Origin of the sequence: Croceifilum oryzae, from assembly GCF_030814315.1 — a bacterium.
In the GTDB taxonomy this organism is placed as follows: Bacteria; Bacillota; Bacilli; order Thermoactinomycetales; family Thermoactinomycetaceae; genus Baia; species Baia oryzae.
This window is the reverse complement of the sequence record NZ_JAUSUV010000002.1, coordinates 63,145-87,698: the sequence shown is the minus strand read 5'-3', so window position 1 is coordinate 87,698 and position 24,554 is coordinate 63,145. Positions and strand designations below refer to the sequence as shown.

At 42.8% G+C, this 24,554-nt stretch carries 27 protein-coding genes; 2 read left to right on the top strand and 25 right to left on the bottom strand.

The genetic code is table 11. The features are described 5' to 3' along the window. Window positions 1–38: 38 nt before the first annotated feature. From J2Z48_RS02120 to J2Z48_RS02025, 20 genes are all read right to left on the bottom strand, one after another. Window positions 39–2,051, bottom strand: coding sequence for a M4 family metallopeptidase (locus J2Z48_RS02120; protein WP_307250573.1), 2,013 nt, complete (start codon window positions 2,049–2,051; stop codon window positions 39–41). A 523-nt stretch (window positions 2,052–2,574) separates the two neighbouring features. Beyond that, a complete protein-coding gene (glyS, locus tag J2Z48_RS02115; RefSeq protein WP_307250571.1) occupies window positions 2,575–4,656 on the bottom strand; it encodes a glycine--tRNA ligase subunit beta in 2,082 nt (693 codons plus the stop codon). Then, window positions 4,649–5,539, bottom strand: a complete 891-nt coding sequence (gene glyQ, locus J2Z48_RS02110; RefSeq protein ID WP_307250568.1) for a glycine--tRNA ligase subunit alpha — start codon at window positions 5,537–5,539, stop codon at window positions 4,649–4,651. The genes glyS and glyQ overlap by 8 nt, the downstream gene beginning before the upstream one ends. Window positions 5,540–5,917: 378 nt before the next feature. Then, window positions 5,918–6,691: a DNA repair protein RecO gene (gene recO, locus J2Z48_RS02105; protein ID WP_307250567.1), complete on the bottom strand. Its 774-nt coding sequence runs from the start codon at window positions 6,689–6,691 to the stop codon at window positions 5,918–5,920. A gap of 13 nt (window positions 6,692–6,704) precedes the next feature. Further along, complete coding sequence (locus tag J2Z48_RS02100; protein WP_093291498.1) at window positions 6,705–6,836, bottom strand: YqzL family protein; 132 nt, start codon at window positions 6,834–6,836, stop codon at window positions 6,705–6,707. 92 nt (window positions 6,837–6,928) lie between these two features. Beyond that, entirely contained in the window at window positions 6,929–7,840 is a 912-nt protein-coding gene (gene era, locus J2Z48_RS02095; protein ID WP_307250564.1) for a GTPase Era, read from the bottom strand. Continuing rightward, complete coding sequence (locus J2Z48_RS02090) at window positions 7,833–8,255, bottom strand: cytidine deaminase (protein ID WP_307250965.1); 423 nt, start codon at window positions 8,253–8,255, stop codon at window positions 7,833–7,835. Before J2Z48_RS02090 ends, era begins: the two co-directional genes overlap by 8 nt. Beyond that, window positions 8,252–8,947 (bottom strand): diacylglycerol kinase, encoded by a 696-nt coding sequence (locus J2Z48_RS02085; protein WP_307250562.1) that lies wholly within the window; start codon window positions 8,945–8,947, stop codon window positions 8,252–8,254. The genes J2Z48_RS02090 and J2Z48_RS02085 overlap by 4 nt, the downstream gene beginning before the upstream one ends. A gap of 11 nt (window positions 8,948–8,958) precedes the next feature. Next, window positions 8,959–9,429 carry an rRNA maturation RNase YbeY gene (gene ybeY / locus J2Z48_RS02080; protein ID WP_307250560.1) on the bottom strand — a complete coding sequence of 157 codons (471 nt, stop codon included), beginning with the start codon at window positions 9,427–9,429 and terminating at the stop codon, window positions 8,959–8,961. Next, a complete protein-coding gene (locus J2Z48_RS02075; RefSeq protein WP_307250554.1) occupies window positions 9,426–11,570 on the bottom strand; it encodes an HD family phosphohydrolase in 2,145 nt (714 codons plus the stop codon). The genes ybeY and J2Z48_RS02075 overlap by 4 nt, the downstream gene beginning before the upstream one ends. Window positions 11,571–11,602: 32 nt before the next feature. Then, window positions 11,603–12,571: a PhoH family protein gene (locus J2Z48_RS02070; protein WP_307250553.1), complete on the bottom strand. Its 969-nt coding sequence runs from the start codon at window positions 12,569–12,571 to the stop codon at window positions 11,603–11,605. A gap of 4 nt (window positions 12,572–12,575) precedes the next feature. Then, window positions 12,576–13,784, bottom strand: a complete 1,209-nt coding sequence (yqfD, locus tag J2Z48_RS02065) for a sporulation protein YqfD (protein WP_307250551.1) — start codon at window positions 13,782–13,784, stop codon at window positions 12,576–12,578. Window positions 13,785–13,796: 12 nt separating this feature from the next. Beyond that, window positions 13,797–14,084 (bottom strand): YabP/YqfC family sporulation protein, encoded by a 288-nt coding sequence (locus J2Z48_RS02060; RefSeq protein ID WP_307250549.1) that lies wholly within the window; start codon window positions 14,082–14,084, stop codon window positions 13,797–13,799. A gap of 112 nt (window positions 14,085–14,196) precedes the next feature. Further along, entirely contained in the window at window positions 14,197–14,391 is a 195-nt protein-coding gene (locus tag J2Z48_RS02055) for an alpha/beta-type small acid-soluble spore protein (protein WP_307250547.1), read from the bottom strand. A 108-nt stretch (window positions 14,392–14,499) separates the two neighbouring features. Then, window positions 14,500–14,931, bottom strand: a complete 432-nt coding sequence (locus J2Z48_RS02050; protein ID WP_307250545.1) for a hypothetical protein — start codon at window positions 14,929–14,931, stop codon at window positions 14,500–14,502. Between the two features lie 29 nt (window positions 14,932–14,960). Then, on the bottom strand, window positions 14,961–15,932 hold the full coding sequence (floA, locus tag J2Z48_RS02045; protein WP_370872856.1) for a flotillin-like protein FloA: 972 nt from the start codon (window positions 15,930–15,932) through the stop codon (window positions 14,961–14,963). 29 nt (window positions 15,933–15,961) lie between these two features. After that, window positions 15,962–16,711 carry an NfeD family protein gene (locus J2Z48_RS02040; RefSeq protein ID WP_307250541.1) on the bottom strand — a complete coding sequence of 250 codons (750 nt, stop codon included), beginning with the start codon at window positions 16,709–16,711 and terminating at the stop codon, window positions 15,962–15,964. Between the two features lie 121 nt (window positions 16,712–16,832). Beyond that, complete coding sequence (locus J2Z48_RS02035; RefSeq protein WP_307250539.1) at window positions 16,833–17,276, bottom strand: GatB/YqeY domain-containing protein; 444 nt, start codon at window positions 17,274–17,276, stop codon at window positions 16,833–16,835. An 18-nt stretch (window positions 17,277–17,294) separates the two neighbouring features. Then, the gene (gene rpsU / locus J2Z48_RS02030) at window positions 17,295–17,471 is read right to left on the bottom strand and encodes a 30S ribosomal protein S21 (RefSeq protein ID WP_072335574.1); all 177 of its coding nucleotides are present in this window, start codon (window positions 17,469–17,471) and stop codon (window positions 17,295–17,297) included. 241 nt (window positions 17,472–17,712) lie between these two features. Next, the gene (locus J2Z48_RS02025; protein ID WP_307250534.1) at window positions 17,713–18,066 is read right to left on the bottom strand and encodes a histidine triad nucleotide-binding protein; all 354 of its coding nucleotides are present in this window, start codon (window positions 18,064–18,066) and stop codon (window positions 17,713–17,715) included. 89 nt (window positions 18,067–18,155) lie between these two features. Between J2Z48_RS02025 and J2Z48_RS02020 the strand changes: the two genes are divergently transcribed. Next, complete coding sequence (locus J2Z48_RS02020) at window positions 18,156–18,623, top strand: hypothetical protein (RefSeq protein ID WP_307250532.1); 468 nt, start codon at window positions 18,156–18,158, stop codon at window positions 18,621–18,623. A gap of 168 nt (window positions 18,624–18,791) precedes the next feature. Further along, window positions 18,792–19,751 carry a Na/Pi cotransporter family protein gene (locus tag J2Z48_RS02015; RefSeq protein WP_307250530.1) on the top strand — a complete coding sequence of 320 codons (960 nt, stop codon included), beginning with the start codon at window positions 18,792–18,794 and terminating at the stop codon, window positions 19,749–19,751. Between the two features lie 552 nt (window positions 19,752–20,303). On the opposite strand, the gene deoC is transcribed toward J2Z48_RS02015, so the two are convergent. Genes deoC through prmA form a run of 5 tightly spaced genes read right to left on the bottom strand, consistent with a single transcriptional unit; the run spans window position 20,304 to window position 24,508 of the window. After that, complete coding sequence (deoC, locus tag J2Z48_RS02010; RefSeq protein ID WP_307250528.1) at window positions 20,304–20,975, bottom strand: deoxyribose-phosphate aldolase; 672 nt, start codon at window positions 20,973–20,975, stop codon at window positions 20,304–20,306. 4 nt (window positions 20,976–20,979) lie between these two features. Then, window positions 20,980–21,411: an NUDIX hydrolase gene (locus tag J2Z48_RS02005; protein WP_307250525.1), complete on the bottom strand. Its 432-nt coding sequence runs from the start codon at window positions 21,409–21,411 to the stop codon at window positions 20,980–20,982. A 44-nt stretch (window positions 21,412–21,455) separates the two neighbouring features. After that, window positions 21,456–22,805, bottom strand: coding sequence for a tRNA (N(6)-L-threonylcarbamoyladenosine(37)-C(2))-methylthiotransferase MtaB (mtaB, locus tag J2Z48_RS02000; RefSeq protein ID WP_307250523.1), 1,350 nt, complete (start codon window positions 22,803–22,805; stop codon window positions 21,456–21,458). Window positions 22,806–22,817: 12 nt separating this feature from the next. Further along, entirely contained in the window at window positions 22,818–23,552 is a 735-nt protein-coding gene (locus J2Z48_RS01995) for a 16S rRNA (uracil(1498)-N(3))-methyltransferase (protein ID WP_307250522.1), read from the bottom strand. Between the two features lie 17 nt (window positions 23,553–23,569). Continuing rightward, window positions 23,570–24,508 (bottom strand): 50S ribosomal protein L11 methyltransferase, encoded by a 939-nt coding sequence (prmA, locus tag J2Z48_RS01990; protein WP_307250963.1) that lies wholly within the window; start codon window positions 24,506–24,508, stop codon window positions 23,570–23,572. Between the last annotated feature and the right edge of the window lie 46 nt (window positions 24,509–24,554).

The window sequence follows — 24,554 nt, the reverse complement described above, 5'->3', positions numbered from 1 at the left end:
CTCTTACATTATAAAAGCATAAGAGGTAGATACACTTTTTAATAAGTAGCCTTTAAAGCATAGGCAGTGGAACTGTTTTTTCCTTCATAGCCGACTACTTTCACGTAGTAAGTCCCTCTAGCCGCACCTCGATAAGAGATCGACTCACTTGTTTTCCCACCCTCTTCAGAGGATTTGAGTAGCGTTCCAGAAGAGTCATAGAGATAGAGGTCATAATCCTCTGGTAGGTTCGTCAAACTTACCGAAATCGTTCCAGAGCTTGATTTTGTAAGCTGGAACCAATCCTCATCGGTTTTAGAGCTAATTTTTCCATTGTAGGTAGTACCAGAGCTGATTTTATATGCTGTCGCACGAGTATCGTTTGATTCATATGGATCACTACCTGGACCTGGATTCGTGCTGCTACCACCCACACCAACGTTACTCCATGCATTGGTCACAGCGGTTACTTCCTTCGAATCTTCTCCAAATAAATCGGTTGCCGCTTGAATGGTCGCATTACGCGCATCGATAAACTTGGAATTAGAAGTTAGATATTGTGAAAGAGCACGGTACCATACTTTTGCTGCATTATCACGAGTCACACCAGAAGTCGTTACGAAATTATAAAATGCTTTGTTCGGAATTCCAGAGTTCGTATGTACACCGCCATGATCTTCAGTCGTGTCCACATAATCTCTCATATGATCAGGATCTCCGTACTTATTTGGATCCGACATGGAGCGCAATGCATCCCCCGGTATGTTAGGTGTAATGATATCCTCACCACATAGCCATTCTGGATCTGATTTATTTTCAATAAGATTTCCAAATACATCTGACCATGATTCGTTCAAAGCACCTGACTGTCCTTCGTATACTAGGTCTGCCGTTCGTTCTGTAACACCGTGCGTTATTTCATGGCCCACTACATCTAAAGCTCCTGAGAGGTATGCATATTTATCACTACCATCCCCATCTCCATACACCATCTGTGTTCCTGTCCAACCAGCGTTACCGTAATTTTCTCTATAGTGAACGGTAGATTTCAATGTCCCACCCTCATCGTCAAAAGAGTTACGACCTAGCTTTGTGTAGTAGTAGTCATATACCTTTCCAGCATACACATGGGCATCAACTGCAGCTGGGTCTACCCATGTATTATCTGAATCCGTGAGAAGTGTGCCTGGTGACACCATTTTATTTTTTGCTGTATATGTCTCGATCGCTCCACCATTTTGTGAGTACATAGGCTTCGTGATATCACGTAAGTAGTACCCACCTGAGTATGAGTCTGTGTTTATGGATTTGTTATCATTTAGGACACCCTTGCCCTTCCCTACAGCCGCCGCATGGTGAACTTTATCAATCTGATCCACAATCGCACCTGTCTGAGCATCGACAAATATATCCGAATAGAAAAGTTCGCTCTTTTCTATTGTAGATAAGGTGACACGATAAACGAGTGTATGTTTTCCTGCACTGGTCCCATAGATATATAGATTTGCTTTCTGGATATCAAATGTTTCGACTTCAGTTAAACCATTGGCCGCCTTTGCCTTCTCAATCGCTTTTGCTTCGGTCAACTTCGCTTGGGTATCAATCTCTTTTGAGAATACTTGTGCATCAAATGTACCACTTACGGAATTGCTTATTTGTTTCTGATCCCCATGGACCACTAATTGATGCCCGAATACAGGAATCCCTTTATATACTTGCTGAAATTTATAAAAGCTACCAAACTGATCTGAACCCTGCTTGTCCAATGTTAGATCAGACGATGCTTGTTTGATTTGATATAGTGCCTTATTCTCTTCTAAAACAGCTAAGGCATCCTCTTTTGATTTTAACTTTTTATTCGAAATTTTACCTCTAACAAAGGAAGGAGCTTTGGTTTCTGAATCCCAAGCTACAGAAAATTGGGAGCCTGTATCTTTCGATATTTTTTGTAATGCCTCTTGTTGATCAAGACTTTTAACTGGAGCATTATTTGTTGCCCATACACTTGCGCTTGCTACACTTAAAGTCAGCATAGAAGCAGTAGCGATCGACACACCTTTTTTCACGGACATGTCTAGTCCTCCTCTTTTGCTATAAAGTTAGAAAAATAAAATTAGATTTAATACAGTTAATACATTCAATGAATTTAATAACCGAATATCCTGAATATATTAAATGTATTTTAAACTGAGAATAGTAGAAAGACTATTTAGCTTTAGTAAAGAATAATACAATCCATACAAAAAAACAATACAGTATTTATAATTATTTATTTGTTTTGATTACTGATTTTTTAAGTCATAATAAAGAACGATTCTTTTTTATATCATCATTTTACAACGTTTATTTGTTGATTCGTCTTATATTTTTGAATATTGGTCATTAAAAACATCATATTTTACTCAGAATCATATCGACTTAACCGTCTATTAATAATTCAATTTCGCTAAAAGTAATTTTATTTAGAATATTTTTAAATATTTACATGAAATGACATGCTATAAAGAAATAAATATACATTGTTAAGACATAAAAATCAAAAACCCTCCAAGTGATGTGCATTGGCGTCACTTGGAGGGTTTTTGATTTTACTTTCTAAGAGGGAAACACGATTTGTTCAAATGCTGCAAATGTACGAGTTGTATTGGTAATTTCTCTAAGCAGTGCTAGACGATTTTTTCGAATCTGCTCCTCTTCAACCATGACCATTACATGATCGAAGAAATGATGGATCTCGGGCGTTAAACCTGCGATGGCATCATACATGCCCAAAGCATTTTCAGATTCATAGGCAGAACGATAGGCTTCGTTGGCAAGTTCAAGTGATTTTGCTAGTTGTTTTTCCGACGTTTCAACTAACAAATCTGGTTGAACAGGTGTATCATCTGCTTTCGCCGCTAAATTAGCTACTCGAGTAAAGCCTTCTACTTCTAGCTTAAATTCCTCCCGATCCAGCTTCGCTTGTAAGACGTGTGCTCTCTCTACAGCAAGAGCAGGACGAGAAAATCCAGATTCGGCGATTGATTCTACCACATCATAGCGTAAATCCACATCTTGTAAGATGTTTCGGAAACGAAGGATCAAAAATGGGTAGAGTTCCTGGGAGAATTGTTCTGGCGACAGCTTCATCAGATCATGAAGCCGCAGTGTTTGTTCCACGATCTGGATGACTTCAACCATCTCCACTCCACGTAAATGCTCACTTAAAAAGAGTTGAATTAATCCCGTTGCGCGACGACGCAAACCATACGGATCTTGAGAACCAGTTGGTTGAATACCGATCCCAAACGTTGCACATAAGGTGTCCATTTTATCGGCTACAGAGAGAATGGTACCGAGAAGAGTCTCAGGCATCTCGTCTCCAGCAAAACGCGGCTTGTGGTGGTCATCAATTACGGCGGCGACCTCTTGCGACTCTCCTGCCGCTTGTGCATAAACTTTTCCCATAAAGCCTTCTAATTCAGGTAGCTCTCCAATCATTTGTGTGGCTAGATCGAATTTACAAAGAGATGCGGCGCGATCTAAATCTTGTAGCATTTTCTCATCTAACTGTAATAATCGACCGATCTGCTGAGCAATACCTTGGATCCGGCGCACTCGATCTGCCATAGTGCCAAGTCCTTCAAAGAAAACAATCTGCTCTAGTTTCGCTTGAAATGCGGATAGGTCTGTTTTTAAATCTTCTTCATAGAAGAACCGAGCATCTGCTAGGCGTGCTGATAACACTTTCTCGTTACCTTTTGCTACTAGTGCAAGATGCTGATGATCACCATTTCGAATCGTAATGAAGATTGGAAGGAGCTTTCCTTCTAGGTCTTGCACAGGGAAATAACGCTGATGCTCTCGCATCGTAATGATCAGCACAGGATCAGGTACTTGTAAAAATGCCTCATCAAACGTTCCAGATAACGCTGTTGGATACTCCACTAAATTCGTGACTTCTTCCAATAATCCCTCATGAATCGGAATCGTCCAGTTATTTTCTTCTTCCAGATAACGTATTTGTTGAATGATCGCTTGTTTGCGTTCCTCCGCATTCACGATCACATATTCACCACGTAGAACATCTTCATACGAAGCAGGCTCCGAAATCGCCACTTCTTCTCCCAAAAATCGATGTCCACGGGTCAGATTCCCCGCTGTTACACCCGACCAAGAGATGGGAGCCATTCGTGTACCTAGTAATGCCACGAGCCAACGCACCGGGCGAACAAAGCGATATTGATCCCAGCGCATCGTCTTAGGCGGTTGAAACGCTTGTAATGCTTCATGGAAAGCAGAGGATATAATCTCAAAGGTTTCATTGCCCGGTTGATGAACATTGGCGAATAAATAGCTTTCACCCTTTAATTCCCGAAGTTCCAACTGATCTATGGAGACTCCATTTTTACGTGCAAATCCTTCTGCCGCTTTACTCCACTCACCCTCTGGCGTTTTCGCAATGCGAGCCGGTGGACCTTTTACTTCTTCATGAAGATCTGCTTGTCGATCCGCTACTCCACTGACCAGAACAGCAAGACGTCGCGGAGTAGAAAAAGGAGTCACTTGCTCAAATGAAATTCGATGTTTCTCAAACCATTTCTGCGTATTTTGTTCTAATTGGCTAATCAACTCAGAAACATAGCGGGCTGGCATTTCTTCGACACCCACTTCGAGTAAGAAATCCTGTTTACTCATCTTGCTCACCTCCAGAAGTTTTTAATAACGGGAATTCAAGCTTCTCACGCTCTTCGATGAAGGCTTTCGCACAACGACGAGCCATATTTCTCACCCGACCAATATAACCCGCTCGCTCTGTGACACTAATCACACCGCGAGCATCTAACAAGTTAAATGTGTGAGAGCACTTTAAGATGTAATCATAGGCAGGGAAAACGAGATTTTCTTCTAAGATGCGAAGGGCCTCTTTTTCATAGCTATCGAACAAACGGAACAGCAGGTCTGCGTCCGATATCTCAAATGTGTATTTGGAGTGTTCATATTCTGGATGCTTAAAGATGTCTCCGTACAAGACTCCATTCGTATACTCAAGCTCATATACGTTTTCTTTCTCTTGGATATAAAGAGCAAGACGCTCCAATCCATAGGTTAGTTCTACCGAAATAGGATTCGTTTCAATACCACCTACTTGTTGAAAATACGTGAATTGCGTGATCTCCATACCGTCCAGCCATACTTCCCAACCAAGTCCTGCGGCACCAAATGTAGGGTTTTCCCAGTTGTCCTCAACAAATCGGATGTCATGTTGCCGTGGATCAATTCCGAGGGCTTGTAAGCTTTCGAGGTAGATCTCCTGAATATCGTTTGGTGCTGGTTTCATGATGACTTGAAATTGATGATGTTGGTATAGACGATTCGGATTCTTCCCGTAACGACCATCATTGGGACGACGGGAAGGCTCTACATACGCCACATTCCACGGCTCAGGCCCTAGTGTGCGTAAAAAGGTCATCGGATTCAGTGTTCCTGCGCCTTTCTCCACGTCATACGAATTGCTTAAAATGCATCCCTTCGCAGACCAGAAGTCTTGTAGTGTCTTAACGATTTCTTGAAAATTCATCTATCGTGGTCACCTCCGTAAGATTCGCGGACAAGCAAAAAAGCCTCTCATCCCTATAACCAAGATCACCATGGATCTTCGTCATAGGGACGAGAGGCTTACTCCCGCGGTTCCACCCTAATTGATAGCAACGATGTTGTTACTATCCGCCTTCATTCCGTTCCGTGCTCCAGACTGCCCTTCGCTAGGTTGGTTGTTCAGGCTTTCACTACCCCTGATTCGCTTTGGCAACTCTTCCTAGGTACTCTTTTCCTTCGTAGCACGGTCATTCGATTATAACTTTAAATGTAGTAGAAATACTCTGGGGTGTCAAGTCAAGGATACTGAGAAAAGTTTTCTTAATCAGCATCGTTAATATTGATAGTTAGCTCCAGACTATTAAAAAGTAGAATCATCCGAAGCTGTCCAGACTTTACGCATCTGTTCAAGAATATCCCACGATTTAAGCCTTACATCCACATGCTCAGTCAGAAACGATCGTATGACTCTTTCCAGCTGCTGCTTCGTTTCTTCTTTGATCGTAATTTCCCCGAGTCGGTCAATCGGAAGATTCACCAGAACAGGAAGAATGCGAATTGTTGCATCAGATAAAGGAATCGAGCGGGAATCAGTATGTTTACATGCTTCACATAGAAAACCGCCCTGATAAATGCTAAAGGTAACAGGACGGCGTTCTTCGGACCCGCATTGAGCACACGCGTGTAAGATAGGTCGATAGCCACCAGCAGCCATCATTTTACATTCAACCATGCGTGTGAGTATATCGGGGTCCTTTTCTTGTTCTAACCAATTGAAAGCTGTTTTTAGAAAGCGATATAAACCCGGGTTCGGTTCCCGCTCCTCAAAGAGATGGTCTACTAAGTCTAACCAGTATGCTCCATATGAAGTTCGTAGTAAATCTTGCCTAATGGCTTGATGGGAATGGACGAGATCTGCTTGGTTTAATGTTGGCAGACCGTTTCCACTTGAAAAACAGACAAAGTTGGCAATCGTAAAAGGTTGTGTCAACGCACTAAACCGACTTCTTGTTTTCTTAGCACCTCGCGCTACAAAGGAAAGCTTTCCAAGATGCTCTGAGTAAACTTGAACCACTTGATTGCTCTCACCAAATGAACGCGCCCTGATGACAATTCCCTCAATCTTTACTAACATTGGCTAGCCCTTTCTACCCTTCTTCTTCCTCATCTTCAATCAGTCTCTGGTCACATCCACCAGCCAACGCCTCACACTCTTTATAAAGTAAATAGGCTTCGATATCGCCAGTCGTAGAGAAGCAATGCCACGAAAAATTACGCATCTAGCATCGTCCTTTCTGCTGATGTACCTGTACATTTCTTAAGATGACCGAAGAAGGGGATTCATATGAGATGGAAAAATTGGCAAGTTTTATTATGAATAATCTTCATCCCGATAACCAAATTGCCGTATATAGAAATCTGCATTTCTCCAGTCTTTTTTTACTTTCACCCATAAATCAAGAAAGACTTTATATCCCAGTAACGGTTCAATTTCGGCACGTGCCCGTTTTCCTACTTCTTTTAACAACGCACCTTGTTTACCGATCAAAATCCCTTTTTGAGAGGTACGTTCCGTATAGATCTCAGCTCGAATATAGATCGTCTGCTGATTTTCACGAATACTCATTTCTTCTACGACAACCGCAACAGAATGAGGAATTTCTTCTTTCGTCAGCTCTAATACTTTTTCACGGACCAGTTCCCCGACAATGAATCTCTCCGGATGGTCTGTTACTTGATCCGATGGATAGTAGGCTGGTCCCTCTTGTAGATGCTCGAAGATCACATTTGTTAGTGTATTCGTATTATTCCCTTTCAAGGCTGAAATCGGGACAATCTCTGTGAAATCATGGATCTTTCGATATTCATCGATAATAGGAAAGAGCTTATCTGGATGTACTTGGTCTATCTTATTCACCACTAGGAATACTGGTGTCCGTACTCCTTTTAGGTTCTCCATGATATAACGATCGCCAGCACCTATTCCTTCACCTGCATCCACCAAAAACAGAACCAAATCTACTTCAGCTAGTGTATTTTGTGCCGTTTTCACCAACCACTCACCTAAACGAGATTGTGGTTTATGGATCCCTGGCGTATCCAAAAATACAATCTGACCTTCTTCATTGGTTAAAACTCCACGTATTTGGTTACGAGTTGTCTGTGGCTTATCCGACATAATCGCAACTTTTTGACCAATCAAGTAATTCATCAAGGTAGATTTGCCTACATTGGGGCGTCCAATTAAGGCAACAAAACCAGATTTATGTATTTTTTTACTCAACGTGCAAATCCCCCTTAACAAAAGCACCCGGTAGCAGTTCCCCGACCGTTGTCTCTTGTACTTTCCCATGCAAATTCGTTAGCCATACTTTCATCTCAGGGGCACAGTGCTCGGATAATACTTGGCGACAAGCTCCACACGGTGAAACAGGTCCTTCTGTATCTGCTACAATCGCAATGCCTTCAAAGCCATGCGCTCCTTCCGAAACCGCTTTAAAGATCGCAGTTCGTTCTGCACAATTTGTTAAGCCAAAGGAAGCATTTTCAACATTACATCCTTTAAATACGGTACCATCCGAAGCTAAAAGAGCTGCTCCAACTGGAAATTTTGAATAGGGTACATATGCATTTTTCCTTGCTTCAATCGCTAATTCTATTAACTTTTTCATCTCGTTACCTTCCTTACATTTACTTATAAAAGTTGTACACCCATGAGTGCCACGACAAGACCTAGGACCGCTCCAAAGAAAATCGGTGTAGGTTTTTGCACACGTGCTCGAGTTCCTAAGAATAGGAGAATCAAACACAAAACCAAAAGCGTAATCGTTAAGTTCCCGATCACCGCCACAATTAACGTTGCTACACACACAGACAATGAAGTACTCATGCTAGGCTCTAAATCTGGCTTTCGCATACGATGAACCCATGCCTTCACCATCAGAGTCAAAAAGAAATCAAATGCAATGAGTGCTGCCAAGCCGATGTTCGCAGGATAAAGAACCTTTTGAGTGCTATACACTTGATGAAATAACATATTGAGGTAAGGATAAAATACACTAATTCCTACGATTACAGCAAGACCTGCTGTCAATAAAACAGCTCCTGCGGCTACATCTTTTGCTATTTTGGCTAGTGGATGGTATTCTTCGGTCACCATATCCACAATCACTTCGATCACCGTATTTAATAGCTCAGCAAATAATACTAGCACAATCGAGACGAACAGTACCAGCACTTCAAATTTACTTAACGGAAGATAAAGGCTAACGACTAATACTGCGAGCGCCACTACAAAATGAATTCGCATATTGCGCTGTGTGACCGCAGTATACCGAAGCCCCTCTAATGCGTAACGAAAGCTATTTAATACCTTGGTCACCCATTTCATAAGATGGAAGGTTACCTCCTCAAACCAATTTGGTCTAAGATGAGCTCTTGGCTACGAAACATTTCCTTCTCTTGCTCGGGTGTTTCATGGTCATATCCTAGTAAGTGTAGAAAACCATGCACAGCTAGAAATCCCATTTCTCTAGATAAGGAGTGCCCATAATCAGTTGCCTGTTCAATGGCACGATCGAGTGAAATCACGATATCTCCTATAGCGGCTGCTTCCTCCCCTTCTTCGAGCATCCACTCTTCATCCGCTTCATAAAGTGGGAAAGACAAAACGTCTGTAGGACGATCCATTCCTCTATGCTCTGCATTAATCTCTTGAATTTCTTGGTTATTGGTAATCGTAACGGCTACTTGGACATCCGGTATTTCTTCTACTTTGGCTGCTTGTTGCAGACAAGAATCGATGATATCAATCGCTTCTTGCTGTTCTTTTGTTACTTCGATTTCAACGGTAAGATCGATGACTACACTCAATGTTGCTTCGCTCCTTTTCCAGTTAGGGTTGGTCCTTCTGGATATTCGATTCGATTATGAAAGATTCCCTGCAAAGTGGCACACATCGCCTGAGTAATGAGGTCTAATTCCTTAATCGTCAAGTCACATTCATCAAACTGGCCATCTTCCAATCTTTGTTGAATAATTTTTTTGATGACCCCTTCAATCCGCGAAGGCGTTGGTTTCGCGACTGACCGAACGGCTGCTTCCACACAGTCTGCAATCCCCACAATCGCTGCCTCTTTAAATTGAGGCTTAGGACCCGGATAACGATAATCTTCCTCGATCACATTCATACCGTCCGTTGCTTCTAGCGCTTTGAAATAAAAATACTTGATGAGGGTCGTACCATGATGCTGAGCGGCAATATCTTGAATGGGTTCAGGGATTCGATATTGCTTTAGCATTTCCACTCCATCACGTGTATGGGAGATAATGATAGTCTTACTCAAGTTTGGTGATATTTTATCATGAGGGTTTTCTTTCCCAATTTGATTTTCAATAAAAAATTGAGGGCGTTTGGTTTTCCCTAAGTCATGATAATACGCTCCTACCCGGGCTAGAAGCCCATTGGCCCCAATCGCCTCTGCTCCAGACTCTGCTAAATTCCCTACAATCACACTATGGTGATAGGTACCGGGAGCATCATAGAGTAATTTCTTTAGCAATGGATGGTTTGGATTACTAAGCTCTAATAAACGGAGAGGAGACAAAATTCCGAAGAGAGATTCAAAACCAGGTAAAAATCCAATGGTTAAAATAGAGCAGAAAATGCTTCCTACCAGACCTAGCGTAAGAGATCTCCAAATGGTACTCCATCCCTCTGCTGGGAAGATGAAAAATAAAGCCATAATCGTAACTACAGAGGCAATCGATCCAAAAATCCCTGCATATAGCACAGAGCTCCGACGTTTGACTCCTGAGAGAGAAAAAGCACTTACCACCCCACCCATTAGTGCAACTAAACCAAAGCGAAAATCAAATAATTGGTGACCTTCACCACTAAAAAACATACTGGTTACAATACTGAGGTAAACAATACATAAAAAACCTAGTTCCACATTTAACAGAAGTGTTACCAGCATTCCGCCCAGTGCCGCAGGACTTAAGTAACCTAAGATGCTCCATTCATCCAAATTTTGTCCAATTGCAATTAGTTTCATGCCCGTCATACAAATCGTTAACACCAGAAATAACATGATGATTTTAAAATTATCATGTGCCACAGAAGGATGAAAACGTCCGATAAACAGATAGAAAAAGATAAGCACCACGACTAGTAAGAGGGCTAGTCCTATATAAGAACCCCAGAGATTAGTAGAACTGAGAATCTTGAACTTCTTCAGTTTCTCATATTGATCAGCAGTGATTTTCTCACCTTTGGTAACAATATTTTGTCCCTGCTCAATTTTAACCAGATCTGCATTATTCATCGCCGCTTCTTGTAACGCTTTCGTTTTAGGAGCATCAGGGAATTCATTTGGAATGATATAAAATTTAGCTAGCTTTTGCACCAAATCACGAGAATGTGGAGAAAGGGTAGCAAATTTTTGCTCCACAATCCGCGTCTTCTCTGCTAATTCGGCCTCTTTTACACCATCACCCATAATTTCCGCGACGATTTCCCGTGTACCCACTCGAATCTCTGTTAAATCATCAACAGGGGTGCGAACTAATTTTCCAAAGAACTCTTCACTAAGTTTTTCTTCCTTCCCTCCCACGATTTCTTTCATTCTATTTTTTTTCTCAGTTTCATTTAACGATTTCTCAGACAAGATAGATCGTACTTCACTAAAAAAATGATCGATTTGACCGATTTGATCATTTGTAACCTTATCATCTTTGGTAAATACAGGAGGAACCCCTTGTGCGGCTCGTTCTTTGGCCTTTTGCGTAGCCGCTTCATCGATAATCGTGGCAGGGGCAGTGATCGTGTTTGGACTAATGCTTCCTTCTTTTAATTCATATTGCATTGGAAGTACATTTCCAATAAGCAATAAATAGAACGCGACCCCAAAGATCGCGTATAAAAAAAATGTTACTTTTTTACTTGTCTTCCAAAACTCTGTCTCTCGTAAGCGGTCGAGCCACAAAGATGGTTCTATTTCTTTACCTTTCATCCTAGATCGGCTCCTTGTCAAGTCATTGAACACTAGATATCCATCTCGTCTTGCTCATACGCTTCGATTACCTTCTGAACCAATGAATGGCGGACGACATCCTCTTGACCAAGGTAGACAAACTTTAGGTCTGGTATCTTCTTCAAGATGCGTTCTGCTTCCCGTAATCCAGATTTTTTTCCTTTTGGTAAATCCACTTGTGTGGCATCCCCTGTCACGACCATCTTGGAGCCAAATCCGAGACGAGTCAAAAACATCTTCATTTGTTCGGGTGTCGTATTTTGTGCCTCATCTAAGATAACAAACGAATCTTCTAACGTTCGCCCACGCATGTAAGCAAGCGGTGCCACTTCAATCAATCCACGTTCCATCAGCTTCGTTACTTGCTCATTTCCTAACATAAAATACAATGCATCATACAACGGACGTAGGTACGGATCCACCTTCTCTTGTAGATCACCTGGCAAAAAACCAAGGCTCTCCCCTGCCTCAACGGCGGGTCTAGTTAAGACGATCTTCTTCACATGATGGTTCTTTAATGCTGTAACAGCCATGACGACTGCCAGAAACGTTTTACCTGTTCCAGCAGGACCAATACCAAAAACGATATCATGCTTCTTCATCGCACTTACATAGTGGCGCTGCCCTAATGTCTTTACACGTACCTTCTGATTTTTATGAGAGACGCCAATCTCTTCTCCATATAGCTCCAATAATTCATCTGCTGTGCCTTGCTGTGCCAAACGGGTTGCATACACGATATCTCGCTCCGTCAATTGGAATCCTTGACGAATTAACGTTAACAGGACATGAAATAAATGACCTAATACCTCTAAATCCTCGTGTGACCCGGTAATCGTAATGGCAGAACTACGAGTATGAATTTTGGCTTCTGTGCTTGCTTCGATTTGCTTTAGATAATTGTCTTGAGGTCCGAATAAGCTTAATGCTTCTTCTGGACTTGAAAGTTGAATTTTTTTAGTATGTTCTTCGAGATTCAATGTTTTATTCTCCTTGAAGAAGCGGCTTCGAAACCGCAATGTTTTCCACTACATCAAAGTTAATTTTTAAATAAACTCTACCATTCTTTATAGACTGTTGCAAAATTTTTTGGCTGATAATCCTACCATCTTTTCCTACAACATTTAGGATTTCGGCTTTGGCCTTGTCCATTCCTTCCTCAACCGCTTGGGCAGGAGTTAAGACCCTCTTTTCAACCTCAGTCTCCATATACTCTTCCTTGGTCCAACCAATTGGAAAACGCCACTTTCCGATCTGTAGAAAACTCTCTTTGGGAACAATTTCAAATGTTTGATATGGATGATCCTTACTAAATGGATTACGAATCTGCCACGTTCCAATCATGGGAATCGTTTTCGATACCCGATTTCCAGTAAATTTCTTATACTCCATTTGTAACGGGACTACGATATTAGACTCGTACCAAACTTCACCTAAAACGATTCCTTTGGCTCCGACGATTTGTCCCCCTTCTTGAATGGTAGGATCTCCATATTTACCAGAGACTAATACCTGACCCTTCTGAACGGTATCGTTTACTTTCACCAATGGATTCCCTTTTTCCACTGCTAAATCCACAATAAAAGCGTCTTTCTTTGCAACCAAATTGACAGGACCCACTTTTTTCGGTTCCGTCGCTTGATCAATTCCCTTTTTTTCTACAACGGTGACCACTACGCGGGTTCCTTGTGTTTGAATCCCAATCCATGTGGCCTGAGGAAGTTGGTTTAAAAGATGTTGTTTTAGCTCCTCTTGAGAAGGGATTTTCCCCTTCCATTGTCCCGGATAAACCCCTTCTTTTTGCAATAAATTTTGAACAAGTTGTGTCGGTATCTTCTCATTGCCTAGTATATCTATTTTCCAGACTAATGAGCTTAACATGTAAAGAAAAGAAATAAATAAAATAGCACCTATTGCAAAAAATTTTCTCCGCATAGCTCTTGCAACAAGAAAAGGTAAGCCTGATTTTTTTACAATTTTCATCTTACACTGATATTGACGCAGGAGAGCAATCACCTGTTTAAAATCTGGCACAAGAATCGTAATTTGAACGAGCTCTTGCCCTTTCCACTCAATCTGCCTTAGGACAATTCCTGCTTGTACAACATCATTTAAAAAAGGGGTCAGGTTCGCCCCACGACATTCAATGGTTACTTCTCCTTCAACCGTATTTGGCATTTTGACTCCTAGCAACGCTCTCGCCCCTTATTTCTTACTTCTATACCGGACATCTTCAATTTCACCCTCAACGATCACTACTTCTGGGTCAATTACTTTTACGACAATGCGAGAACCCAGTATCTCGAGTGATCCCAATTTGGTGGAAAGAGAGATTGATTTCTCTGTTAATTCCTCAATTTTCTTATAATTTTCTACACGTAATCGGTAATTGCCGATCCATTCGATTCGAGGGACTTCACTTGCCACGTCTGGTGGTAGGTCTAGCCATTTTGAAGCCCAATCTCGCATGTGACTATTCCATTTTTTCTTCATGGGGTCCCTCCATCTCCTTGTTGTACCATATGACTAAAGATGCCTATTTATGAACAAAGTAAAACAGCTATCTACCTCTGACCGTAAATAGCTGTCTAATTTCCTTCTGTAATTAGTTCATTTGTTGCTGAGATTGGGCAATCAAGCGTTTTGTGATTTCTCCACCTACGGATCCATTAGAACGTGCTGTTGTCTCTGATCCTAATGTTACACCTAACTCAGCTGCGATTTCTTCTTTGAATTGATTTAGTACAGACGATGCTCCGGGAACTAACAAACGGTTGGAGCTACGAGAAAAATGGTCCATTACTATCACCTCCTTATCGATAGTATGGAGCTTTTGTTGAATCGTAGTATGCACATATGTTACCAAGCAAAATAAGCATAAAAAAACTGCCTAGGAAAACCTAAGCAGTTAACGAGGATAACGTCTCGATCTATATGGATTTAGGGCTCTTGGAGCTCCTAATATTTCCCTATGAACAAACGCCTTTTGTACTTCACTAGGCGAAAATATGCGCTTGGGTTTAACAGTGATTTTTGCTTGTTGTACTCCCTGACTCAAGCGACTGGGGTTAGGGCGAAATTGCTCGGAAGCTCTTGGAAATACTGGTTCTGAGTGCATTGGCTTCATTTCTTGGATTTCAATAGGCTTAGATGATGCCTCATGGCGCTTTTTCTTTTTAGGGCTGTCTTCATCATCATCGTCATCTATAAAGTCCATAAAATCCTCAAGTCGATTAATCGCAGGCGTAAAAACAGGTTTCTTATTATTTGCCCTAAGGATGTAATCAAATAATTTAAAGAGACCTGCGAAAACCGCAATAATAATAGCGATACTACCCATTACTGTCTCCTCCTGTTCTGTAGTGGAGGTTACTCATTCTCTGTTTCGGAACCACTAATGTTCTTCCGCATCTTGGTATCCGCTTCGATGTTTTGCATTTGCAAGTAGTCCATGTAGCCGATCTTTCCATTGCGAAGGGCATCTGCCAATGCTAACGGCACCTCAGCTTCTGCTTGAACCACATTTGCACGCATCTCTTCCACACGCGCACGGTTTTCTTGTTCTGTCGCAACAGCCATCGCACGACGCTCTTCTGCCTTAGCTTGAGCAATTCGCTTATCTGCTTCAGCTTGATCCGTTTGAAGCTGTGCACCAATGTTCTTCCCGATATCAATTTCAGCGATGTCAATCGATAGAATTTCAAAAGCTGTCCCTGCGTCTAGCCCTTTTCTAAGAACGGTTTCAGAAATCATATCAGGATGCTTTAAAATCTCTTTATGACTCTCGGCACCACCGTTTGTTGTAACGATCCCCTCACCTACACGTGCAAGAATCGTTTCTTCACCAGCACCCCCTACAAGGCGGTCAATGTTGGCACGAACGGTTACCCGAGCCAATACCTTTACTTCAATCCCGTCTTTTGCTACTGCGGATACAATCGGAGTCGTAATCACCTTTGGGTTTACACTCATTTGCACGGCTTCTAATACATCTCGACCAGCAAGGTCAATCGCAACAGCTTTCACAAATTCGAGGTTAATATTGGCACGTTCTGCGGCAATTAAAGCATCCACGACTCGATCCACATTCCCTCCCGCAAGCAAATGGGTTTCAAGTTGATCGATCGTTACATCTAAGCCCGCTTTTCTAGCTTTAATGTAGGGGTTTACAACTCGGCTTGGTGTGATTCGACGTAAACGCATTGCCACCAATTTAACCAACCCGATATAAGCTCCAGATGCCCATGCGCTAATCCATAACATTACAGGGACCATATTAAAGAATAATAAAATACCAATTACAATCAAAACTCCTACAATGACAGGCATAATTTGTGCCATATCCATAACACACTCTCCTTTGATTTCTCTTACTGTTCCAATTTGTCATCCTCTCGGACTCTAGAGACCACTACACGATTCCCTTCAACCAAGGTTACTTCCACCACAGTGCTGTTAGGAATCATCTCTCCATCACTTACTACATCTTCGCGACCGTGTTCAAACAGAACCCAACCCGACGTCCTCAGTGGTGTAACGGTAACTCCACGTTGCCCGATCAAATGACTACGATCTTTGCTAGCGTTAAAGCCGGTTTTCCTATCTTGCGTACTTGTTAGAACTAGATTTCCCCATTTGGATCGTAATCCAAAGAACCGATAAAGAATCCATAAAGCGGTAAACGTAATGATCAATCCTAAGCCTAATGCAACCATTCCCTCGACCATGGACGGAGCTGCCATAATAATAGCATAAAAAATCCCAACAACTCCCAAGGCACCAAATAGACCAAATCCAGGTATGAAAATTTCAATAAATAATAAGACAAATCCAACAACAAAAGCTCCCACGATAAGCCAATTTGTTTCATTCTGACCAAATCGTAGCCAAAAATAGATAGCAAATGAAAAAACACTTACCAAACCTGAGACAAGGTGACCTGGCATCATCGCTTCCAACACCAGCCCCAGTAGCCCTATGCTCACTAACATCCATAGAAGCCATGGAGTGCTCCCAATCGCCGTTCCACTGTCTGTACTACCAGCTGCCCAGACTTGACTCGGAATCATGGCAACCAAAAAAAGTAGGCTCGCCTTCACCATCCATGAGCATCGATGCAAACGGAACCCTCCTTTCATTTCCTTACCTTTGTTCCCTGCTTAACAGACTGTTAAAACCTGAATTTGATCGCACAAAAAGAAAAGCAGTATGATCCTCGTAAAAAGATCATACTGCTTTTACTTAGCTTAAAGCTTCTTGGACAAGTTTACTCACTAGTTTGCCGTCAGCTTTCCCTTTCACCTTTGGCAAAATAGCACCCATTGCTTTCCCCATGTCAGCTTTACTAGAAGCACCCACCGCTTGGATCGTTTCAAGTACGATTGCCCGTACTTCTTCTTCGCTTAGCTGTTCAGGAAGATAGGCTTGCAAAACTCCCAATTCAAAGCGTTCTTTATCAGCCAGATCTTGACGATCTGCCTTTTCATATTCGCTTATCGAGTCTTGGCGTTGTTTTACTTCGCGCAAGACTACTTGTAACGTTCCTTCATCGTTCAATGGACCACGATTATCTATTTCAGACTTCTTAATCGAAGCTAGAACCATCCGAATAACAGACAAGCGCTCTTTATCTCCCGATTTAAGGGCGGTTTTCATATCTTGTGTTAGCTGCTGTGCAAGACTCACTTGGAGTCACCTCGCTATTTATTTACGCTTATTTCTACGCGCAGCCTCAGCTTTTTTCTTGCGCTTAATACTTGGTTTGTCATAGCGCTCACGTTTACGTACTTCAGAGAGCACACCGTCCTTCGCGCAGGAACGTTTAAACCGGCGAAGAGCTGTATCCAAGGATTCGTTTTTACGAACTTTAGTTTCGACCATGATTTTCCCTCCCTCCACGGGTCTGCTGCTCGGGTAAGAGGACCCACAAATACACGCAAGTAGCGGACCGATCCCATAGAAGGATGGCAACATCCACGACACCTGCATAAGATAAATAGCCAACGTTGGGATGAGTCAGATGCTTAAAATGATATTCCCTAGCCACTCTTGACTCCGTTGGGACAGATATAGTCAAACTCCATTATACCGTATATAGCAACGAGATGTCAAAGGACTTCCCTTAACCTGGAGGCCATGTCAAATGACGACCGCCTAAGACGTGAAAATGAACATGGTATACGGTTTGACCACCATACTCCCCCATATTATTAACCACACGGAAGCCATCTTCGTCAAGTCCTAATTTTTTAGCTACCTGCAAAGCACCCTGCAAAATTCTTCCCATTTGCTCGGTATCTTCCTCCGAAAAATCCATGAGAGTGGAAACATGCTTTTTGGGAATGACAAGTACATGACTTGGCGCAACAGGATATAAATCATGAAATGCAATGACATGTTCGTCTTCATACACTTTCTGACACGGTATATCGCCTGCTACAATTTTACAAAAAATACATTCTGAACTGGTTGGCATTTCTCAGCCCTCCTTTCCATAAAACATACACCATTCGCTTCATTTGGCATATACTGCTATCACGATTTTCTTCAAAGGTGGGATAATACATGAAAAAAAATGCATTAAATGAATCTCAACTTCGTAGACTGATTCGCAAAATTGTTCAAGAAGAGATAGTACAATTTGAAAGCAGCAAACAAAATATGACCTCTCCAACTCCAAAGTCTTCTAAGCAAAAGATGGATCATAATCATGACCATAACTTCAGTGGTTTTGGTGAGTTCGGTAGTTTTGCCGAGTTTGGTGGTTTCAATGGATTTGATGAATTCCATCCTTCCTACGGTAGACAGTCAGATGAGCCAGCACCAGCCAAAAAATCTCGCTTAGCTGAGCCTGATTTCGATTCATTGGATGAACCCTGTGCCATCTTCGGTGCACCAGAACCGGCATCCAAAAAACGCCGCACTAAGGAAGAACGTCCGAGAGCACTCCCCGGTTGGTCAGAGCCATATCGCACCACTTATAGCGAATTAGATTCACCAAGCTCCTCCCCTTCACGTAAAAGAAGAAGATAATATGTATCATCTTTCGCTTCCAACATGGAGGCTATTTTTTTGGTTACATTCATTATAACGGCAAAGATTTGTCCATTTCAGGGACGCTTTGTGAAATCTTGTTCATCTCACCATTCTGTCATCGAATTTCACTCTTGTCCATATACATGGTTGAAGAGGTGAACAGGTATGTGGCACGAAATCATTTTCCCACTATGTCTAGGGCTTGCCATATTCTTATACGGAATGCGTCTCATGCGCGGCGGCTTAGAGCGTCTTGCCGAAAATCGATTACAGGATTGGATTCTACGCTTCACGAAGACTCCTTGGCGAGGTTTTTTGACAGGGACGCTTACAACAGCTCTACTACAAAGTAGTACAGCGGTAACGGTTTTAACAATTGGATTTGTAAATGCGGGAATCTTGTCTTTTACTCACTCGATTGGGATTATCTTAGGAACCAACATTGGTACAACCGTAACGACGCAGATCCTAGCATTAAAAATAGAGGATTTCTTTGTACCCTTGTTAATGGTTGGGGTCATTATGATTTTACTTCCTTGGTATACCGGAAAGCAACTGGGTTGGGTGGCGACAGGATTTGCAGGGATCTTTTGGGGAGTCGAGATGATGCAAGAGATTGCAATGCCCTTAAAAGAACTGGGTTACTTGGACCAATTGATGGCGTTAGGTGGAAATCCGATCTTAACGGGAGTCGTGGTTGGGGCGATTATAACTGCGCTCATCCACAGTAGTAGTGCTACAACAGCTTTTGCTATGGGCTTCTATGCGACAGGAGCAATTGATCTTTCTTTTGCTATGGCGATTGTACTCGGGAGCAATGTTGGAACGTGTGTAACGGGCCTGATTGCGGCGATTCAAACGAATACATATGCACGGCGAGTTGCTTTTGCACACCTGATTTTAAATATCGGGGGTGTGGTAGCTTTTGCTCCGTTGATTCCTTGGATGGAACAGTGGGTTCCCTCTTTATCGAATAACCTTGCGACTCAGGTGGCTCATGTGCAGACGATCTTTAATGTGTTGTGTTCGGTGGTGGTGTTGCCGTTTGCAGGTCAGTTTGCTCGGTTGGTGGAGTGGTTGATTCCGGAGAAGCGGGTTTTGGCTTGGAGAAGTTGGGGGCGGTAACTTTGGAGCAGGCTCGGGGCAATGCATCTGTCCACCAGCTCAATAGTGAGCCACAGGATGTGAGAGGTTGATTGGAGCTGGCTCGGGGCAATGTATCTGACCACAGCTCAATGGTGAGCCTCGAAGATGAGGGTGTGACCGCTTCGTCCTTCTTCGCTTCGGGCAAGTGGCAAAACTCGCAAAGTACGCTCAAACATTGCCACAAAACGCCCTTGCTACGAATAACTACGCTGGGTAGGCTCACAAACATCGCAGTGATCAGATACGTTGCCCCTATTCCGTCTTCATTTACTGGTTTGTTGGTAAACTTGTTCAGGTAGTAGTCAAGAAGCAAAGATAGAGCCAATCGCAAGAAAATAAATGCTTAGTACCTTACCTAGGCTGTCTGTACCATAGAGCTTCTGCTTATACACGTACAAAATACAAAAAGAGCGCTTAGGTTTCCTACACGCCCGTAGTTTGAGTTAGTATGCTGAAATAAGGATCATTACTGTCTGAAGATAATGAGACAGTAATGATCCTTATTTCTAGCCAAAAACCTGCTTCGTTTATTTAGTATGCTCCGGTGCCTGTGCCGCCGGTGACGATGGCGATGCTGGCACTGGCTCCGATGCGGTTGGCACCAGCTTCGATGATGGCTTCGGCGCCGGCGAGGTCGCGAACGCCGCCGGATGCTTTTACGCCTAGTTCAGGACCGACGGTTTGACGCATGAGGCGAACAGCTTCGACGGTGGCACCGCCATGGCCAAAGCCCGTTGAAGTTTTTACAAAGTGAGCTCCAGCCGCTTTGGAAGCTTTGGAAGCTTGTACGATTTCTTCATCGTTGAGTAGACCTGTTTCTAGGATGACTTTTACGAGAACGCCGTTTGCTGCTTCTACGACGGCATGGATGTCTTGTTCTACGGTTTCGAGATCTCCGGATTTTAGTGCTCCGATATTCATAACCATATCGATCTCTTCTGCACCTTTTGCGATGGCATCTTTGGTTTCAAATGCTTTTGCTTCACTGGTAGAAGCACCTAACGGGAATCCGACTACGGTACATACTTTTACTTCGGATCCAGTGAGCTCTTTTGCGGCTAAGCTAATCCAATATGGATTGATGCAAACGGAAGCAAATACATGTTCTCTCGCTTCTTTACAGAGCTGGAGAATTTGATCTTTGGTTGCATCTGGCTTTAATAGAGTGTGATCGATCATGCGTGCGATGTTTTTTTGTGCCATTTCGTTAAACCCCTTTGTTCAGTTGTAAAGCATCATACGCTTTATCAAAGATAATATGGTTGTTGGGATAGCCTTTTTCTTTTTGGGTCAAGTAGGCCTCTTCTACAGAATACCACCCCACATGCTGAATTTCTTCAAGCTGTGGCTTGATTTCGCCCTCGATTGCTTCGATTAAGTAATAGTGTACGGTTTTCTCAATTTCTCCATGTAATGGGTGTTGATAGGTATAGTGAATCGTATGTAATTTTTGGGTTATTTGCCCTTTGACGTTAGTTTCTTCCAATACTTCTCGCAGAGCGTTCTCTTCCTCTGTTTCCAGGCCTTCTCTTTTCCCTTTAGGGAGAGTCATTTTCCCGTAGCGATCGTGAATCAGGAGGATTTGGTAACCCTCCTGATTCACTCGATACACTACGCCACCAGCAGATATTTCTTGCATGGTTTTGCCTCGCTTCCAGAATACGAAGATATGGGGTAATCCCCTTAATTCGATAAAACGGCTGGGCGTGGGACTTCGTCGATGATGCGGACGAAAGAGCCAAAGACGTAATCAGCTTCTGCTTGGTCAATTTTCACTTTGCAAACTTTGCCTATCATCTCCTCGGTTGCAGGGAAAGCGACTTGGAGATAGTTGTCTGCGTAACCCATGTACAAGCCACTGGTTGGATCTTCTTTATACGGGCGCTCAGGGATTACTTCGAGTACATCTCCGACAAATTGCTTAGAGTATTGTAGTTGGAGACGTTTGGAAAGCTCGATGAATTTGCGCACGCGTTCGTTTTTAATATTCTCAGGCACTTGATCGGTCATACGCGCGGCTGGTGTACCGGTTCGTTTCGAATATGGGAAAACGTGAAGTTGATACATCCCCAATTCTTCTACAAAACGGAGTCCATTTTCAAATTGTTCATCGGTTTCACCAGGGAAGCCAACGATCACATCTGTAGTAATCGCTAGGTTTGGCATTGCCTCGTGTAATTGGCGAATCGTTTCTCGATATTCTTCTACGGTATATTTACGGCGCATACGCTTTAAAACTTCGTTGTCACCAGCTTGCAGAGGGATATGCAAATGGCGACACATTTTCTCGGATGCATTTAGGACTTCAATCACTTTTTCGTTTACTTGGCTCGCTTCGATCGAGCTGATCCGAATTCGTTTGAGTCCTTCAACGCGGTCCAAGTCCCATAGGAGGTCGGCTAGTTTATAATCCTCAAAGTCATCGCCATAACCACCAGTATGAATACCGGTTAACACGATCTCTTTATAATCCGCCTCCACTAGCTGGTGTGCTTGAGCAAGTACATTTTCGGGCTTTCGGCTACGTGAAAGACCCTTGGCCCACGGAATAATACAGAAGGTACAGAAGTTGTTACATCCTTCTTGAATCTTCAAGGAAGCACGCGTACGATCGGAAAACGTTGGAACCTCTAACTCCTCGTATTCACGTTGCTTCATAATATTTCCTACCGCGTTAATCGGCAGTCGTTCTTGACGGAACTGATCAACATAACCTACCAGTTGATCCCGCCCTTGCGTTCCTACGACGATGTCGACACCCGGGATAGCCGCTACTTCTGCGGGAGAAGTTTGTGCATAACAACCGGTTACAGCAATGACAGCATCTGGATTCTGACGAACGGCACGCCGAATAATCTGCCGACTCTTTTTATCACCTGTGTTCGTAACGGTACAGGTATTAATCAAGTAAACATCTGCCTCTTGTTCAAAATCTACTTTTTGATATCCGGCTTGTTGAAACAATTGCCACATAGCCTCTGTTTCATAGGAATTAACCTTACATCCTAACGTATGAAAGGCAACACGACTCATTTGTTTCACCTCCTAAAGTTCATGACGAGCAAAAAAGATACAGGAAAGCACCATTAGAGAAGCCGTCTCCGTACGCAAAATACGATTTCCTAGAGATAGAGGAATCGCCCCTGCGTGCTTCGCTTCCTTTACTTCCTTCTCCGAAAATCCACCTTCCGGACCAATTACGACCATAATCTGATCCTTATTCGTCTCAGAAATCGCTTGCATTAAGGGTTTACCACCCTTTTCATAGGCAATCCAAACAGTCCCCGAAAAGGACTCAATTTGTTGCAATAGCTGTTTCCATGAGATAGGCGTCTCCACGGTGGGAACTTGTCCACGATGTGCTTGTTCCGCTGCTTCTTTGGAGATTTTTTGCCAACGGTCCCATTTTTTCGCTACCTTCTTCGGCTCGATCTTTACTACCGTTCGTTCCGAGTGAAAGGGAAGAAAGCGACTCGCTCCAAGTTCCGTACCTTTTTGCAGAATCAACTCAAACTTATCCCCTTTGGGCATCGATTGAGCAATGGTTACACGAGTATGTGATTCTCCACGTGCACTTCTCATTTCTATCACACGACAACATACACGATCTTGATCGTATTCCTCTATTTCCGTGATATATTCGGCTCCTGTTCCATCTGCTACGAGGATCGTAGTTCCTGGTTTAAAGCGCATCACGGTTTTTATGTGATGAACGTCATCACCTGTAATCACAATGGTCTGATTCATGATTTGCTCTGGATCGATAAAGTATCTCTGCATACAAAACTCCTACCAGTTTACCATTTTTTCGCCGCAATCGCTACCCAACCATCTTGGTAAACCGTTTCCAAGATCTGAAGACCATTGGTTTTAAGCGACTGGATAACGAGGTCCGCTTTTTCTTCAATAATACCAGATCCAATAAAAATACCACCTGGTACTAGTACACGGGGCAAGTCATGCGTAAACAATACGATGATTTCAGCTAAGATATTTGCTACCACAACATCCGTACGCTCTCCCATCCCCTTCAGTAAATCTGCTTCTTTCACTTGTACGATCTCTTCAACACCATTTAACACCACATTCTCACTGGCACTTTTAACTGCAATTGGATCGAGATCTAGCGCTAGAGCTTGCTTGGCTCCTAATTTAACTGCCGCAATACTTAAAATCCCACTTCCACATCCTACATCGACTACCGTACAGTTTGGATGTAAATACTTCTCCATTAACTTCATCGATAATGTTGTCGTTGGATGTGTTCCTGTCCCAAACGCCATACCCGGATCTAGCTCGATTACTTGTTCCGCTTCACTGGTTGGGGTATATTCTTCCCAAAATGGCTTGATCGTAAGTTTCTCCGTTACTCGGATCGGCTTATAATACTGCTTCCATTCATTTGCCCAATCTTCCTCGTCCACTTCCCGACCCGTAACCTTAGCTAGTCCTACATCCAAACCAGACTCTTTTATATTTTGTAATCCGGCCTTTACTTGGCTGATAAACTCATCACCTGATACCATCTCTGGCAAATACGTCTTAATTCGTACACCTTCTGCCGGATAATCATCTGGATTCAGATCGATAATCTCTCCATATTGATTCGTCCAATTCCGTGTTAACACCTCAGAATCTTCGATCGATACGCCATCTGCACCTAACTCGATTAATAAATTGCTAACTGCTTCTACCGCTTCATTAGTCGTATGTACACACACTTCCGTCCATTTCAAGCTAGGTCCCCCTAGATAAAGAAAAACGGGCACCATCGCCCGCTTC

Coding starts and splice junctions, on each gene's coding strand:
- J2Z48_RS02120 (WP_307250573.1), bottom strand. CDS start 2,051: ATGTCCGTGAAAAAAGGTGTGTCGATCGCTACTGCTTCTATGCTGACT.
- glyS (WP_307250571.1), bottom strand. CDS start 4,656: ATGAGTAAACAGGATTTCTTACTCGAAGTGGGTGTCGAAGAAATGCCA.
- glyQ (WP_307250568.1), bottom strand. CDS start 5,539: ATGAATTTTCAAGAAATCGTTAAGACACTACAAGACTTCTGGTCTGCG.
- recO (WP_307250567.1), bottom strand. CDS start 6,691: ATGTTAGTAAAGATTGAGGGAATTGTCATCAGGGCGCGTTCATTTGGT.
- J2Z48_RS02100 (WP_093291498.1), bottom strand. CDS start 6,836: ATGCGTAATTTTTCGTGGCATTGCTTCTCTACGACTGGCGATATCGAA.
- J2Z48_RS02085 (WP_307250562.1), bottom strand. CDS start 8,947: ATGAAATGGGTGACCAAGGTATTAAATAGCTTTCGTTACGCATTAGAG.
- J2Z48_RS02075 (WP_307250554.1), bottom strand. CDS start 11,570: ATGAAAGGTAAAGAAATAGAACCATCTTTGTGGCTCGACCGCTTACGA.
- J2Z48_RS02060 (WP_307250549.1), bottom strand. CDS start 14,084: ATGAAGAAAAAATGGAATAGTCACATGCGAGATTGGGCTTCAAAATGG.
- J2Z48_RS02055 (WP_307250547.1), bottom strand. CDS start 14,391: ATGGACCATTTTTCTCGTAGCTCCAACCGTTTGTTAGTTCCCGGAGCA.
- J2Z48_RS02050 (WP_307250545.1), bottom strand. CDS start 14,931: ATGGGTAGTATCGCTATTATTATTGCGGTTTTCGCAGGTCTCTTTAAA.
- floA (WP_370872856.1), bottom strand. CDS start 15,932: ATGGCACAAATTATGCCTGTCATTGTAGGAGTTTTGATTGTAATTGGT.
- rpsU (WP_072335574.1), bottom strand. CDS start 17,471: ATGGTCGAAACTAAAGTTCGTAAAAACGAATCCTTGGATACAGCTCTT.
- J2Z48_RS02025 (WP_307250534.1), bottom strand. CDS start 18,066: ATGCCAACCAGTTCAGAATGTATTTTTTGTAAAATTGTAGCAGGCGAT.
- J2Z48_RS02020 (WP_307250532.1), top strand. CDS start 18,156: ATGAAAAAAAATGCATTAAATGAATCTCAACTTCGTAGACTGATTCGC.
- J2Z48_RS02015 (WP_307250530.1), top strand. CDS start 18,792: ATGTGGCACGAAATCATTTTCCCACTATGTCTAGGGCTTGCCATATTC.
- deoC (WP_307250528.1), bottom strand. CDS start 20,975: ATGGCACAAAAAAACATCGCACGCATGATCGATCACACTCTATTAAAG.
- J2Z48_RS02005 (WP_307250525.1), bottom strand. CDS start 21,411: ATGCAAGAAATATCTGCTGGTGGCGTAGTGTATCGAGTGAATCAGGAG.
- mtaB (WP_307250523.1), bottom strand. CDS start 22,805: ATGAGTCGTGTTGCCTTTCATACGTTAGGATGTAAGGTTAATTCCTAT.
- J2Z48_RS01995 (WP_307250522.1), bottom strand. CDS start 23,552: ATGCAGAGATACTTTATCGATCCAGAGCAAATCATGAATCAGACCATT.